This is a genomic window from Amycolatopsis sp. 505, assembly GCF_031625235.1.
Taxonomy (GTDB): domain Bacteria; phylum Actinomycetota; class Actinomycetes; order Mycobacteriales; family Pseudonocardiaceae; genus Amycolatopsis.
In genome coordinates, this window is the sequence record NZ_JACKQP010000003.1 from 641,640 (window position 1) to 655,450 (window position 13,811).

Sequence of the window (13,811 nt, forward strand, 5' to 3'; positions counted from 1 at the left end):
TCGTGCGCGCCGGTGGCGCTTAGGCCGTTGACTGGCGGGGACGTCGGCCGCAGCCGAGGGGCGCAGTTGATGGGTTGGATCGGCACGTGGACAAAGCACTATGCGCCGACGGGCCAGGCGTCGTCTGCCGGCAGGTGCGGGAAGCAGTCGTCAGGCAACCGCACTCGTTCGTTCTGTCGACGCGCTCCGACCGGGGCTGACCTTGATCGCGTCGCTGGAACGAACAAACTCCGGTCCCGCGTGCTGCGGCAATGGCGCGTTGCCGCTCACAGGCCTGGCGAGGCCGCTGCTTAGATGAACTCCTCCGCTGGCCCGCCAGGTTCGAGTGCTGCCCGCACTGCTTCGCGCGGGGTGGGTAGTAGACGCCGAGGACGCTGAATGTGCGGGGGTGCGCGGTGACGTTGCCGACGTAGAAGGCGACGTCATGGCTGGACCCGCAGATTTCGTCCAGGAAGCGTCGGCGCAGGTGCTCGGCAGCGGTGTCGTCGTCCATGCCGCGTAGGCGCAGGAGTTGAACGGCGACAAACTCCCAGTCGATGAAGCCCTGTTTGTGGCCTCCGCAGTCCGGTTCAGCGCACTGGTAGTGGTAGGTGCCGGCGAATCGCGGCGCGCGCAGCGGGGTGCGGTCTTCGTTGTCGAAGAGGCTGAATTGGCTGACGTAGTCGTTGATCTTGGCTTGCTGCTCTTTGGTCCACCCGGCATGACGGGTTATCCGCAGATCGGAGATCCGTCGTGGTCGGATCAAGGCGAGGGACTGGCTGGCCATGGTCGCCCCGCGGTGCAGGCTGCACATCGTCGTGTCGGTGCTGATCGCCGGGTCCAGCCACCGGCGGCGAGGTGCCCAGGGGTTGAGGTGCCCGGTGACCTTCAGCGTGTGCATCTGCGGGGCGCCAGCTTTCCCGTCGGCTATCTTGCCGTGCCGGAACGGCCTTGACCGACACGATGTCGTACTCCTTGAAGCTTTCGTCGCCTCCGAGTTCGCGGAAGTTGATCGGGTACAGGCGTATCCATCCTGGACGGATGGGATCGAGGCTCGGTCCGGCGACGCAGACGGTTTCCCCGTACTTTTCTGACGGATTTGGCGCCGCCTTGACTGTGATCAGGACCTTTAAAGTGACGGCCTGATCGCCAGCCGGCTTGTCCGGCAATTCGTTCGGTTGCCCGAACATCGACATCTGGGTCATCGGCCCTCCTCCTCGCCGATCATGACTACCGAACGTAACTCTCACATTGCCGAATCGAGAACGCCCAATCGAGTGAAGCTTGCGCCGTGCCCGACTAAGTAATCTGGCGGACTCCCGGTTGTTTCGGTGGCGTACCGATGCGGCGACACCGGCACCCGGGGGACCGGCGCCCGCGACTTTGCGCCTCCGCCGGGGTTGTGCTGCGGCTCGATAGCGCCAGATGTGGGGCCGCTGCGGACCCCGTCGTCAGCCGCGAGCCGGTCTACCTATAGTGATAATCCTTGTTCCGAAGGTGAGATCAAGTGGTCCTCGATGGGTTGCGCCGGTTCGCTGTGCCGGTGGAGAAGGCTGTGTTGCTCGACGATGACGGCTTTCTCCTGCCGCCGTCGGATCCCGGGTGGCGCTCCGGTGACGCGGTGTCGCCGGTCTCGGTGACTGAGCTGCTTGCGGAAACGGCGAGTTTCGCGCTGCTTGCCGCCGGTGGAGCCGGTAAGTCTGTCACGTTTACCGATCTGGCCAAGGCCGAGCGGGGCGCGCGGCGGATCGATACCGCCGCGCTTACGATCGATCGGCTCGAGCGGGAGCTGGACGACGCGTGCTTGGATGAGTCTGCGGTCTACCTCGACAGCCTCGACCAGTCAGCCTCCGTCGAGCCGCGTCTGCTGCCGTGGCTGCAGCGGTACCTGACCGCGCCCGCCCGCCGCGGGACGCGATGGCGGCTCGCTTGCCGTGCGGCTGCATGGGACGCGGTCCTCGGCCGTGCTCTGTTTCGGGATCTGCCAGCGTTCACCGTCTGGAAGCTGGCCCCGCTAGACCGCGATGCCGCGACGGAGGCGGTCGAGTGCGCGGTCGATGCGTCGGAATTCGATGCCGCGGCGTTCATGAAGGACTTGGTCGGAGCAAGGCTGGGCCGGCTGTCGGGCTGTGTCGGCCAGCTCGTTGCCGTGGCGAGATACTGGTCCGAGCAGGGCGAGCTGCCGCGCAGCGCGGCGGACGCTATGAAGTTCGAGATCGAGTATTTGCTGCGCGAAACCGACGAGCGTCGGCAGCCGCGGCTGCCGATGGACCGGTCGATGCGGCTGGCCCAACGGCTCGGCGCCTTCACGATGTTCGCCGGGAACCAGGCACTCACCGTCGGCCCCGTGGGCAACCGTGCGACGCTCCCGGTCGGGGAACTCCCATCCGATCCGGAGCCCGACCAGCTCGCGCGGACGATCGAACCTGCTGACTACCGCGCGGTGCTCGATACGGCGTTGTTCGATCCCGGCCCGGCGGGGTCCGTGGTATTCAAGCACCAGCGTCACCTTGAATACCTGGCCGCTGCGTACCTCGTTGAGCGAGGGATCCGCGCCGGTCAGATCCCCGTCCTGCTCGGGGTACACGCCAATGGCGTGCTGCCGACCGCGCGGATCGGCGTCGCGTCCTGGCTGGCCGCGCTGGCTCCGGACCTGGTCGCTCGGTTGTTCACCGATAACGCAGCGATGTTTGCCTCGACCGCCGCGGTCGTCGAGCTGCCGTCCGACGAAGCCCGCGCAGCGCTGGTGAAGGGCCTGCTGGAAGCCGCGGCCCAGGATGACGCCGAGCCTGATTGGCGACTCGACCGGGCCGGCCTGCTGCACGCCGGGCTGACCGAACAGCTGGCCGAGTATCTCGCGCGCGGCCCGGCGAACGCGGTCCAGCTCTGGTGGATCGCCCGGCTGGCCGCCGCGGGCAACTGCCGTGCGGTCGCGCACGCGTTGGCACGCGCCGCGCTCAAGACGGAATGGGTCGGCTATGCACGCCGCGCGGCAGTGGCCGCCGTCGCCGAGCTAGACGACGAGCACGTGCTGCTCTCGCTGCGCGAACTGCTCATCGTGCCGGACGACGACGATCCCGACGCGGACAACGAAGTCCGCGCCGCGGTGATCGACGCCCTCTACCCCCGGTTGCTCAGCACCGCCGAGCTGACCCGTGCGCTGAGGCCGCACCGGTCGATTCTGTACGGTGGCTACCTCCAGACCTTGCGGGAGTTACCCAGCCGCGTTCCCGACCACGACGTTGCCGCCTTTGTCACCTGGTTGGCTGACCACACGTGGCGAACCGATGTTCGTGACGAGGACCAATTCGACGACCTCCGCGCCGGCGCGATCGACCGGGCATGGCAGCAGGTCGGTGACGACGTCGTCCGAGGTCAGTTGGCTCGGCTGCTCGTGGCGTTGGTTCGCTCCGGCCGCTGGCACCGACCGTCGGCCCAAAACAAGCGGCGTCCCTGGGCCGATGGCGCGCCCGAGCACCGTCGGGTGCTCGCCATCGACGCGGCGGCCGTCGGGGAGGACACCTGGTACGCGGTCCTGACTCTGGGACTACTCACCAGCGACGACGCAAAATGGCTCCTCGACACGCTGCCTTCCATCGCACCGCAAGCGAAAACCGCGTTGGCCAATTGCCTGCCCCAGCTGCTTCACAGCCCGCCCGCGGCCCTCGCGGATCGCATTCTCGAACTCGCACCGGACCACCCTGGCTACCAAGCCACGGCGTTCCTTCGCGCTGAAGCCCAGATCTACGACGAGTCGGTGCAGCCGCAGCGTCGCATCGCCGCCGAAGACTACAAGCACCAGCGTGAGCTGGCTGCTCGGCAGGAGCGCGTGCGAGAAGATCTTCGTACCGCGTTGGCGAACCTCGCTGCGGAGCCCGGATCGTGGTGGCGCATCCCATGGCTTCTTGCCGAGGATGCCGGAAACTACAACGACATCGTCGAGGCCACCACCCCGGACCTCACCAGACGGCCCGGCTGGTCCAAACTGGATACTGAGGAGCGCCGGCTCATTCTGACCGCGGGTTTTGTCTACCTGCACACCCACCGTCCCTCCGCTGCCACGTGGTGGACGGAGAGGACGTGGACTTTTGAAGCGGCGCTCCCGGACTGGTCAGGTGTGTACCTTCTGGCGACGTTGGCCGAGCACTTCTCGGAATTGCTCGACGGTCTGCCCGACGAGGTGTGGGCACGCTGGATGCCGTCGATCGTCGCCACCCCCGTTTTCGGCGGGGACGACTCCATCGGGCCGCGCCGCCGTCTGCTCGACGCCGTACCCGCCCAATTACGCCAGCAGCTGATCGATGCTGCGCTCGAGCACCTGGCCGCTCTCACCGCCGAAGGTGGTTCGCTCACACCGCAAGCTGTCTACATTCATCTCGCGAAGGAGCTCGCACCGTCGATCGCCGAGCGTCTCCTCGCCGCATCCACCGAGACCGGCCTTGACGCAGAACTGCTCAACCTGCTCGTCAAGGACGGTACCCCGGAAACCGCCTTGGACACCTGTCGTCACCTCATCAAAGCCGACTCGCCGCTCGCCCCGCACGCTCAGACCCACCTGGCGAAACTCGACCCGGACTCGGTGATCGACGCCCTCGCCGCCGCCCCTCCGCCGCCGGACGAACTGGCCGAGGCAGTCCAGAACCTCGACGTCGCCCTACTCGACCCACCGCGTCTCGCGGTCGCGGCCCGCCTGCTACTCGACAGCCACCCCTATGCCGAGGACCCGCCCCTAGAGTCTGGGTTCTCCTACACCCCGCGCCACCGCGCTCGCGATCTGCGTCGGCACATCCTCGAGCGGATGGCGCTGAACGGTCACAGCGAGGAACTCGCGGCGCTGAGCCACGGCCGCCCGGACACCGACCAGCAGGCACTGGCCTACCACCAGCGGATCGCCCGGGCCCGCCAGGCCGACCTCTCACTGGGAACGACCCTGCCCCGCACACTGCTGAACCTGCTCCGTCGCGGTGACGCCCGACTCGTGCGCGATGACGCCGACCTCCAGCACGTCCTGCTGCAACAGCTCGACGAGCTCCAGCACTACCTGGCGAGTGCTTGGCGCGAGATCTGGAACGACGGTCGACCGCAGACCGAGGACGACGTGTCCGACTGGCTCGAACGCAGGCTCGAGCACCTCGACGAGTTGATCATCGACCGCGAAGTACAGGTCAGGCGGAAAAGCCGCGGCATCGGCACCCGCATCGACCTCACCGCGACCACCAAGACGACGGATGGCAATAAGGCTCGAGTCTTCGTCGAAGCGAAGCGCGTCGACAACCGGGAACTCATGACTGCCATGAAGAACCAACTGATCGACCGATACCTCATCCCCAAGAATCGCCGCCACGGCATCTACCTCGTCTACTGGATCACCCCGACCCAACGTCCCGACGGCTGGTCGAGGACCAAAGCAGCAGACGTGACGACCTTGGCACGTCAACTCGACGAGCAGGCACGCCAAGCGGCCGAGGCCGGCTTCCGGATCGTGCCGTACATCCTCGACATCAGCCGTCCAGAAACCCCGTGAACTCAGCGGTGTGACGCCCGGCAGGAGCGTTACATCGCCGACTATGAAGAGCACTTCCAGGTGCTGATCGACGTCGTCGAGCACGTCACCCGCGACGTCGCCGAGCCGCTTGATCGTATCGAACGGCTTGCACTGAACCACTTCCAGCTTGCCGGTGACCCGTCAGGGCTGTTGAGGTGAAGCGGTTGTCACTGCAGGAGAGCGGTAGGAGAGGCGGCGACCAGCCGGTGAGCAAGCTGCTCGTCGACGCGTACTCCGGCGGCGCCGGGAGGGGACACCACCCACATCCCGGCCGAGTGCAGCTACACATATCGCCGAGCTGCGCCGCTGTGGGGCGCTCGGTCAGCTGCCTCTCAACTAAGCCGGGCTTCAGCCCGGTTTGACGCTGTGAGACATCACCCAATCCCAGAAGTCCGCCACGGTAGGGTTCTCGCTGGTGTCTCGGCGGCACAACTGATCGATGAATTGAACCCGCAGGCGCAGCACTGCCGCACCGCTGGCCGCCATGGGGACCAGCTTGGCCGATTGGGAATCTCGCAGGAGCTTGACAAACGTGGTCCACACCGCCGGACCGAAGGCCAGCTGCCATCGCGAGATGTCATCCGCCGGCAGCAGGCCCTGCTGGTAGACCACCACCGAATCGGGACGCTGCCTGAGATTGTTCAACCGGGCCTTGACAGCGTCGACGAACTCCTCGTTGTGACCGTCGTCGGGACGGCCGGGACCGGGACACCGAGCTTATGCAGCGTCCGCTGGATCTCATGCGGTCGTTCGAAAAGCGAACCCAGGGCGATCAGCTGGTTGATCCCGATGTCTTCGAACTGTTCGATGTCAGCGAGATGCTGGCTTTCGGCTGATGGCCACAGGGCATCGATCGTGCCTCGCTCGAACCGCAGGTTCTTGGCCTCTTCGGCAGGGATTCGGGAGTGAACCACCTGTGCAAGGGTATTTGCCCGATGCGGCTGCAAGCGAATAGTATGCATAACTGGGAGTTGACACGATCTAAGTCGGCCGTAGTCGCAAAGGAGCACGACGACGACGTCGTCGTCTCGCGCCTCTAGTAAAATCATTCCGTTGTAACGAGATCGCTAATTAAGAATACTTCTATGCTGATGCCTGCTGTTGGATGTACACGATTGCAGTTGCTGACTATACGTAGATTGCAATTGGTAGCACTGTGAAAGAGAGACCCTCGATCGTGGCCGGGAAGTCAAGGTCGAAGGGTGGTGGAGTCTTCCCGTTGGTCGACTTCTTCTTTAGGGCCTCCGGTATCGCACCTTCGTTGACTGACTTTTTCATCGTGTCGGTTATCTGTGAGAAAATTGACTGAACCCAATCTTGGTTCATGCGGCTTAGTAGTTTGTTCTTTCGGAAGATGGGAACATCGCGCTCAGGCCTGGTGATTACCTTGCCAAACACGGTGAACTCGCCGTCGAGTGGTCGATCAGGGTCTGCGGTAATGAAGTGTTCTGCCTCGCACACTACGAGAGCAGTCAGTGCTTCATTGATCTTGCAATGAAATTCGGTGGTGGTTCCTCGGCGGAAGTCGGTGCGTACTGCATCAGCAATTGTTCGCGCTAGATCGGCTTTCGTGGTAGCTTCTTGCTCGGCGAGTTCCCACTGGGATTTCAATTTATCGATATCCCAGCTGTCTTCGACTAACTTGGGCCGACTTGACTGGCGGACTGAAAACCGAGTTATCTCGGCGACCAGGTTGGGGCTGCCTAGATCTAGCAGGGCGCTGATCGGGTCTGGACGGAAGCTGCCACGGAATTTTACGAGAGTGCCCGCGTCGAGTTCTTCGATGTTAACGCTGCTATCAATGACTCTGGTGGAACTATCCAGAAGAAGATGAAGATGATGTAAATATAGGGCAATATCGCGAGATACTTCAACGCGGTATCGACGTGATGAGCTTAGAGAGTTCTTTGTCGATGAATCTCTTCCGCCGCCAAGGTTGGCTTCCAGCTTGGTGATCCCGGGAAGGCTTACGGCCGCCTTGGCGCTACCTTTTCCGGAGTTTGTGCTGGTGCGAGCCTGGTCCGATGCTTCGGTGGTCTCGATCTGGCTGGAGTTGGGAAGACCGTCATTCGTTGCGCTCTGGTAGAGACTTCCAACAAAGTCTGCGTTCTGATAGACGATGACGTACCGCGCTTGTTCATCTGACATCACCTGATTATCGCATATGACCCGGTTTTAGGCGTGTCGCATGGGCGCTGGTGCACGATGCATCGGCCGAGTCCCGGCGACGGTGGCTGCCTGGCCGTCGTGACTAGCCCGGTGGATGGGTGACACTGACACCGGCGAGCCCACTGGCTGTTGCGCTGGCCGATCTCACCGTCCTTGTTGCAGATGACGTGCTAGAATTGGCGGTTCTGCGCTATCTGCTTGCCCCTTGGCGGTGGCCGGCCTTGGTGTTGGCGGTCGGCGGCTGCCTTCGACCTCGTTCTTCCACTGGCCGTTCTGGTGGTAGGTCTCGACGCCGCCCTTCAAGGCTCCGGCCTTCCGTCGGAAGCTGCAGGAGCCAGAAGTCGATCTGGCTGGCGGGCCGTAGTGAACGACGATCTCACGGTTCAGCACTGCGGCTCGGCCGTCGAGAGCGGGTGAGGACGCCGGCGAGGTCGGCGAACTTGTGGGTGGAGTCGATGCTGTTGCCGCTGGTGGGCACAGTCGTGCCGTCCGGGCGATCTGCATGCAGGTCCGGTAGCCGTTCAGCGTGTACTCGTAAGCCCATTCCGGGCCTTCGCACAGGCGACCGCCGTCGGCGTTGGTCAGCATTGACCTGATCCAGGCCGGCACACGTTGGAGCCATGCACAGCCATGGCCAGCTTCTCGGGAGCGAGACGCTATCGTCCGGTTCCGACGGTAACCCGGCTGGCCTAACGGTGCAGTGTTTGCGCTGGTCAACACCCTGAATGATGACACTTGGTAGGAGTACAGGTGCCCTGCGCTGCGGGGCAAGGTTCTGCGAGGTGACCTTGACCAGCCCGGCTTGACAGATGCTGCAGAGTCTCGCTATTCGAACAAGTGTGCGATGAATTCGGGTTCGCCCGCGGCTTCCCCTAGTGGGCGTCTCCGGTGCGTGTTCGTGGTGCTGGAGGTGTGTGGTGGCGGTGCCGGAGGCGGTGGCCGGGTTCGCAGCGATCCCAGGCGTCCGCATGGCTGCGCAGCTGGGTGAGCCGAGCCTGGATACCGCAGGGTCCGCCGGATCCCTGCCGGTGGCGCCGGCCCTGGCGGGGCTGCTGCCTGGCGGGCTGCGGCGCGGCAGCACCGTGGCCGTCGGCGGATCGACTGCGCTGGTTCTGGCGCTGCTGGCCGAGGCGACGCGGGAAGGATCGTGGGCGGCGATCACGGGCATGCCGGCTGTCGGGGTGGCTGCGGCCGCCGAGCTGGGCGTGGATTTGAATCGGCTTGCGCTCGTGCCGGACCCGGGAGTTGAGCTGGTTGCGGTCGTGTCGGCGTTGATCGACGGGTTCGACCTGGTCGTGCTCGGCCCGGCCGCTGCCCGCGGGATCCAGCCGCCACTCGCGCGTCGGCTGGCCGGACGCGTGCGCAACCAGGGCGCGGTCCTGATCTCTGCCGGCGGATGGCCGGGCGCCGACCTCGAGCTCAGAGTCGCGAAACGCCGGTGGCGCGGACTCTCAGGAGACGGTTTCGGCCACCTGGATGCCCGCGAGGTCGTCGCGACCAGCCGAGGCCGCGGGGCGGCGACTCGCCCACGTCACGTCGCGCTGCAGCTTCCAGGCCCCGATGGCGCTATCGCCGCCGTTGAGGCAACCGCCAGCGGTCGGCTGTGGGACGTCGCTGGATGATCTGCACGACGTCGTGGTGGCGCCCATCCCGGCCGGGATCATCGTGAGCCGGCCTGTGATCGACGGTGTGATTAGTGGTGCCGTTCGGGCGGGGGCGCGAGGTGAGTTCGGTGGGCTGATTCCGGTCCGGCCGGCGACCGGCAAGCTCGTAGTTTGCTTGCGTGGTCACCGGCTCGATCTGGACCTCTACGACAAGCTCAAGCCCTACAGCCACCGCTATCAGCTGCACGGAGCGCTCTGCGAAGTCTGCCGCGCACAGGAAGGCTGCGATCCCGCCGCCCGGCGCCTCGCCGAGTGGGCGCACCTCGACGTCACGATTCAGCACGCGCCCGGCACGGCTCCAGCCGATGGGCTCGTCTTGGTCGCCTGTCCGCCGACCGCGGGGACGCTGGCCGGTCGGATCGAACTCCATCTCGACGGCACCGAGGTCGGCGCAGCCACCGCGAGCCCGTGCGCGAGCTGCCGGACGGCCACCCTCGACTACGTCCACATTGCCGCCAACTACCGGCGCCTCGGCTTCGGCCGGACACTAGTGGCGGCCGCCGTGGCTCGGGCGCCGTCGTACCGGTGGACGGCGCCGCTGCCGGATGGTCCGGTGGCGCAGTCGTTTCGTGCCCGGATCGCCATGCGCCGACCTGGTCAGCGATGCGTGCACGCAGGGGAGGCTGATCTCCGACGGTAAGCGCCGCGGGAGCGGTCCTATCGAGCTGTGCCGCGGGCATCGCCCGTTCGGGTTGTTCGTCTGTGGCGGCGTCGCTGCAGTCCCTATCGCTCCTACCCTGAACGTGGCCGGATGGCAGGGAAGGAGCCAATGTGGGTGTGCCGAACCCGACACCGGGATCGTGGACGATGGAGGCTTTCGCCGACCGGGTTCGCCTGCGTCACGCGCACCCGTTGAACGTGGAGCTGCGGCAGTGTCAGCAGATCCAGCGCACGCCGGCGTGGTGCTGCCTGAGCTGGAGCTGCCGAACTCGTCCGCGCGCCGGCTGGGATTCGTGGCTGCCGACCTCGGGCCGGTGATCGCCGCGCTCGATCTCGTCCTGGCGGACGATTGCTACTTCGACTACATCAACACCGCGGATGCGGATCTCGGCCGTTGGCGCAAACCTCGCGTCGTCCAGAATTGGGTCACGGTCGACGGGCCTGTTCTTGCCACCGCAACGACCGTCCACGACAGCTCCGTGGACCTGAGCTACGACCACGTCGCCGAGCTGCGCCTGGTGCTCGTTGACCTCGCGAACGGCTCTACCTGACCTCGACGCCGATTTCAGGCAATGAGGGCCAGGGGAGCGTTGGGGAAACGGTCGTCGAGGAGCCTCTGCAGCAGGTCCGGCAGTTGGGCCGGCAGCAGCTTGTCCGTAGACCGTGACAGCGTGGCAGCGGACCACCAGCGGCGTTCGATGAGGCCGGCGCGTTCGTTGGCGGTGTGGCGGAGGGCGACCTGTGGCGAGTCGTGCCCGGTGCGGGCGAAGTACACATGGTCGAGCCGGTGGTGCTCGCGGCCGCGGTAGGTGAAGCGGCTTTCGCGGGTCCAGAGCTTGCGGCCGATCTCGTCGAGGATAAGGCCGGTTTCCTCGGCGATCTCGCGGCGGGCGGTGTCCTGGAGCTTCTCGCCGGGGTCTTGGCCGCCACCGGGAAGTTCCCACCAGTGGTGATCGGGGTTGTCCGGGTCTCGGGCGTGGATGAGCAGGACCTCGTCGGCGCGGTTGAGGAGCAGGACGCGGGCGCCGACCCGCAGGGTCGGTTCGCTGGCGACGGTCATCCGGTGGGTCCTCGGGCTCGGCGGCTGATGTGACGGCCGGGCACGAGCACCCTGGCTAGAACAGCGTTGCCTCGCGATCTGCGGCCGGGTCGGAGGTTATCAGCGGCGCGAGCGCGGTGAGAGTCAGCTGGACGGCGAGTCCGGAGTGATCCGTGAGCACCGGGTTCTCCTGGCGCGTGTTGTGGACGTACACGCAGCTGGCGAGGCGGGGAAGAAGCGTGGTGGAGGCGTGGGCGTGGTCGTAGCGGTAGCCGAGTTCGGCGCGGCGGGCCCAGCTGTGCTCGACGGCGGTCGGATGCAGCGCGCGGAAGAGGTCGATGAGGCCGTGCCGGTCGGTCAGGGCCGTGTAGAAGGCGGTCTCGAATGGCGCGAACTGCCCTGGGTGAGGCGGTACGTGCCCGGGTTCCAGGACGTTGAGATCACCAAGCAGTAGAACGGCGGCGGCGTCCCCGGTGGCTTCGTACGCTCGGTGGAAGGACTCGATCCACTCGCGCTTGCGGGTGGTCTTCGCTTCGGTGGCGCCGCGAGAAGGGACGTAGGCGCCAAGGATGCGCAGCGGACCACTGTCGGTGTCCAGCACGATGCCGGCCAGCCGGGCAGGAAGGTAGGACATCGCCGCGCCGATCGGGTCCACGGTGGACGCGAACCGGGAGAGCAGCATGACGCCGCGTTCCTTGTCGGGGTGCTCGGGGAACGTGACTGCCCAGCCGGCGTCGCGGTAGGACTCGGCGATCAGCCGAGTGCCGGGCCCGGAACCGGTCTCGGTGAGCACGAAGACGTCCTCGTCGCGGTGGGCGAGCCAGTCGCGCTGGCGGCAGGCTCGTTCGACGGCGGGGTTGCCGACGTTGAGGGTGAGGGCGGTCAGGGGCATGCCGGGCTCTCCGTGAGGGTGCGGTGGATCAGGTCAACGATGGTGCCAGCCGTGGTCCGGGGATCATCGGCGCACTCGATCATCTCGACGGGCCAGCCCTGGTCGCGCAGGAACGTCATGGCCGCCAGGTAGCCGCGGGTTTCGCGAAAGCTGCTCGGCCAGCGGCAGGCCTTCCTCGAGCACGTACGCCAGCGTCAGCGCGACCGGCCGGGCGCCGCGCATGGCGAGGTCGTTGACCGTGCCGTACACGGCCAGCGAACCGATGTCGCCGCCCGGGAAGAAGCGGGGCGTGACCACGAAGCCGTCCGTGCTGACGACCAGGTCGGCGCCGACGAGCGCGGCGTCCTCGAGCGGGCCGCGCTCACCCAGCTCGCCGGCGATCACGGTCGTGATCAGATCGGCCATCAGCCGGCCGCCGGACCCGTGGCCGAGCAGGATTCGTTCGGTCTCGGTACCGGGGAGCGGGCAGGTGAGCCGCTCCGGGTCGATGGTGGTCATCGTGCCTCCACAGTGGACTTCCGGCGGCCCGCGTGGTGGAAGGCCGCGCACGTGCCTTCGGTGGACACCATCGGTGCGCCGAGCGGGGTGAGCGGGGTGCAGCGGGTGCCGTAGGCGGGGCAGTCGGTGGGGATCGCGGTTCCCCGCAGGATTAGCCCGGCAATGCAGTCCGGGTGCTCGACCGCGGGTGTCCCGCCGGTCGGGAAGCGCGCTTCGGCGTCGAAGGCGGCGAACTCGGGGGTGAGCACCAGCCCGCTCGCCGGGATCGGGCCGATCCCGCGCCAGGTACGCTCGCCGACCCGGAAGACCCGGCGCACGGCCTGCTGCGCGGCGGTGTTGCCCTCCCGCCGGACGGCCCGCGCGTACTGGTTCTCCACGGCCGCGCGCCCGGCTTCGAGCTGCTGCACCGCCATGACGATGCCTTCGAGCAGGTCCAGCGGCTCGAACCCGGTGACCACGATGGGCACCTGGTAGCGCTGGGCGATCGGCTCGTACTCGGTCCAGCCCATCACCGCGCAGACGTGCCCGGCGGCGAGGAAGGCCTGCACCTGGTTGTCGGGGGCGTCCAGGATCGCCGTGATCGCGGGTGGCACCAGGACGTGGCTCACCAGCACGGAGAAGTTTTCGAGATCGGTGGCGGCCGCGTGCAGCACGGCCATGGCGTTGGCCGGCGCGGTGGTTTCGAACCCCACGGCGAAGAAGACGACCTGCCGGTCCGGGTGCTCGCGGGCGATCCGGACCGCGTCGAGAGGGGTGTACACGACCCGGACGTCGCCGCCGCGGGCCTTCACGCCGAGCAGGTCCCCCGCGGTGCCGGGCACCCGGAGCATGTCGCCGTAGCTGGTGAAGATCACGCCGGGGCGGGCCGCGATGGCGACTGCTGCGTCGATCGTGGCCAGCGGGGTGACGCAGACCGGGCAGCCGGGTCCGTGGATCATCCGGATGCCGGCCGGCAGCAGCTCGTCGATGCCCTGGCGGACGAGGGTGTGCGTCTGGCCGCCGCAGACCTCCATGATCGCCCACGGCCGGGTGGCCGTCGCCCGCAGCTCGGCCAGCAGCCGGCGGGCCAGGACGGGGTCGCGGTACTCGTCGAGGTACTTCACGACGCGAACTCCGGCCCCAGCTCGCCCGCCAGTGCGTCGGGGATCGCGCGGAGCACGGCCAGCGTCCGGGCGGCTTCGGCCTCGTCGACCTGGCTGATCGCGAACCCGACGTGCACGATCACGTAGTCGCCCACCTCGGCTTCGGGGGTGTAGGCGAGGCACACCGGCCGCCGCACACCGTCGAAGTCGACGGTGCCCATGAGCAGGGCCGGGCCGTCGGTCAGCGCGACGATCCGGCCGGGTACCCCGAGGCACACCGGGC

At 66.7% G+C, this 13,811-nt stretch carries 13 protein-coding genes; 4 read left to right on the forward strand and 9 right to left on the reverse strand.

Annotated features, from left to right (window positions below; all coding sequences use genetic code 11):
• Positions 1–19: 19 nt before the first annotated feature.
• The gene (locus H5965_RS14505) at positions 20–880 is read right to left on the reverse strand and encodes a hypothetical protein (protein ID WP_310970223.1); all 861 of its coding nucleotides are present in this window, start codon (positions 878–880) and stop codon (positions 20–22) included.
• A 606-nt stretch (positions 881–1,486) separates the two neighbouring features.
• Between H5965_RS14505 and H5965_RS14510 the strand changes: the two genes are divergently transcribed.
• Complete coding sequence (locus H5965_RS14510) at positions 1,487–5,503, forward strand: hypothetical protein (protein WP_310970225.1); 4,017 nt, start codon at positions 1,487–1,489, stop codon at positions 5,501–5,503.
• Positions 5,504–5,872: 369 nt separating this feature from the next.
• On the opposite strand, the gene H5965_RS14515 is transcribed toward H5965_RS14510, so the two are convergent.
• The 3 genes from H5965_RS14515 to H5965_RS14525 form a co-directional block, all read right to left on the reverse strand.
• The gene (locus tag H5965_RS14515) at positions 5,873–6,139 is read right to left on the reverse strand and encodes a hypothetical protein (RefSeq protein ID WP_310970226.1); all 267 of its coding nucleotides are present in this window, start codon (positions 6,137–6,139) and stop codon (positions 5,873–5,875) included.
• Between the two features lie 26 nt (positions 6,140–6,165).
• Positions 6,166–6,438 carry a hypothetical protein gene (locus H5965_RS14520; RefSeq protein WP_310970228.1) on the reverse strand — a complete coding sequence of 91 codons (273 nt, stop codon included), beginning with the start codon at positions 6,436–6,438 and terminating at the stop codon, positions 6,166–6,168.
• Between the two features lie 214 nt (positions 6,439–6,652).
• Complete coding sequence (locus H5965_RS14525) at positions 6,653–7,672, reverse strand: hypothetical protein (RefSeq protein ID WP_310970230.1); 1,020 nt, start codon at positions 7,670–7,672, stop codon at positions 6,653–6,655.
• A gap of 938 nt (positions 7,673–8,610) precedes the next feature.
• Here H5965_RS14525 and H5965_RS14530 point away from each other — a divergent pair.
• From H5965_RS14530 to H5965_RS14540, 3 genes are all read left to right on the forward strand, one after another.
• The gene (locus tag H5965_RS14530) at positions 8,611–9,315 is read left to right on the forward strand and encodes a hypothetical protein (protein ID WP_310970231.1); all 705 of its coding nucleotides are present in this window, start codon (positions 8,611–8,613) and stop codon (positions 9,313–9,315) included.
• 16 nt (positions 9,316–9,331) lie between these two features.
• Entirely contained in the window at positions 9,332–9,997 is a 666-nt protein-coding gene (locus H5965_RS14535) for a GNAT family N-acetyltransferase (protein WP_310970232.1), read from the forward strand.
• Between the two features lie 232 nt (positions 9,998–10,229).
• Positions 10,230–10,568 (forward strand): hypothetical protein, encoded by a 339-nt coding sequence (locus H5965_RS14540; RefSeq protein ID WP_310970234.1) that lies wholly within the window; start codon positions 10,230–10,232, stop codon positions 10,566–10,568.
• Positions 10,569–10,582: 14 nt separating this feature from the next.
• On the opposite strand, the gene H5965_RS14545 is transcribed toward H5965_RS14540, so the two are convergent.
• The 5 genes from H5965_RS14545 to H5965_RS14565 all read right to left on the reverse strand — a co-directional run bounded on the left by H5965_RS14545 (position 10,583) and on the right by H5965_RS14565 (position 13,806).
• Positions 10,583–11,077, reverse strand: a complete 495-nt coding sequence (locus H5965_RS14545; protein ID WP_310970236.1) for an NUDIX domain-containing protein — start codon at positions 11,075–11,077, stop codon at positions 10,583–10,585.
• A 55-nt stretch (positions 11,078–11,132) separates the two neighbouring features.
• The gene (locus H5965_RS14550; protein WP_310970237.1) at positions 11,133–11,948 is read right to left on the reverse strand and encodes an endonuclease/exonuclease/phosphatase family protein; all 816 of its coding nucleotides are present in this window, start codon (positions 11,946–11,948) and stop codon (positions 11,133–11,135) included.
• Between the two features lie 63 nt (positions 11,949–12,011).
• A complete protein-coding gene (locus H5965_RS14555; protein ID WP_310970238.1) occupies positions 12,012–12,446 on the reverse strand; it encodes an AIR synthase related protein in 435 nt (144 codons plus the stop codon).
• A complete protein-coding gene (gene hypD / locus H5965_RS14560) occupies positions 12,443–13,549 on the reverse strand; it encodes a hydrogenase formation protein HypD (protein ID WP_310970239.1) in 1,107 nt (368 codons plus the stop codon). The genes H5965_RS14555 and hypD overlap by 4 nt, the downstream gene beginning before the upstream one ends.
• Positions 13,546–13,806, reverse strand: a complete 261-nt coding sequence (locus H5965_RS14565; protein WP_091319689.1) for a HypC/HybG/HupF family hydrogenase formation chaperone — start codon at positions 13,804–13,806, stop codon at positions 13,546–13,548. Before H5965_RS14565 ends, hypD begins: the two co-directional genes overlap by 4 nt.
• Between the last annotated feature and the right edge of the window lie 5 nt (positions 13,807–13,811).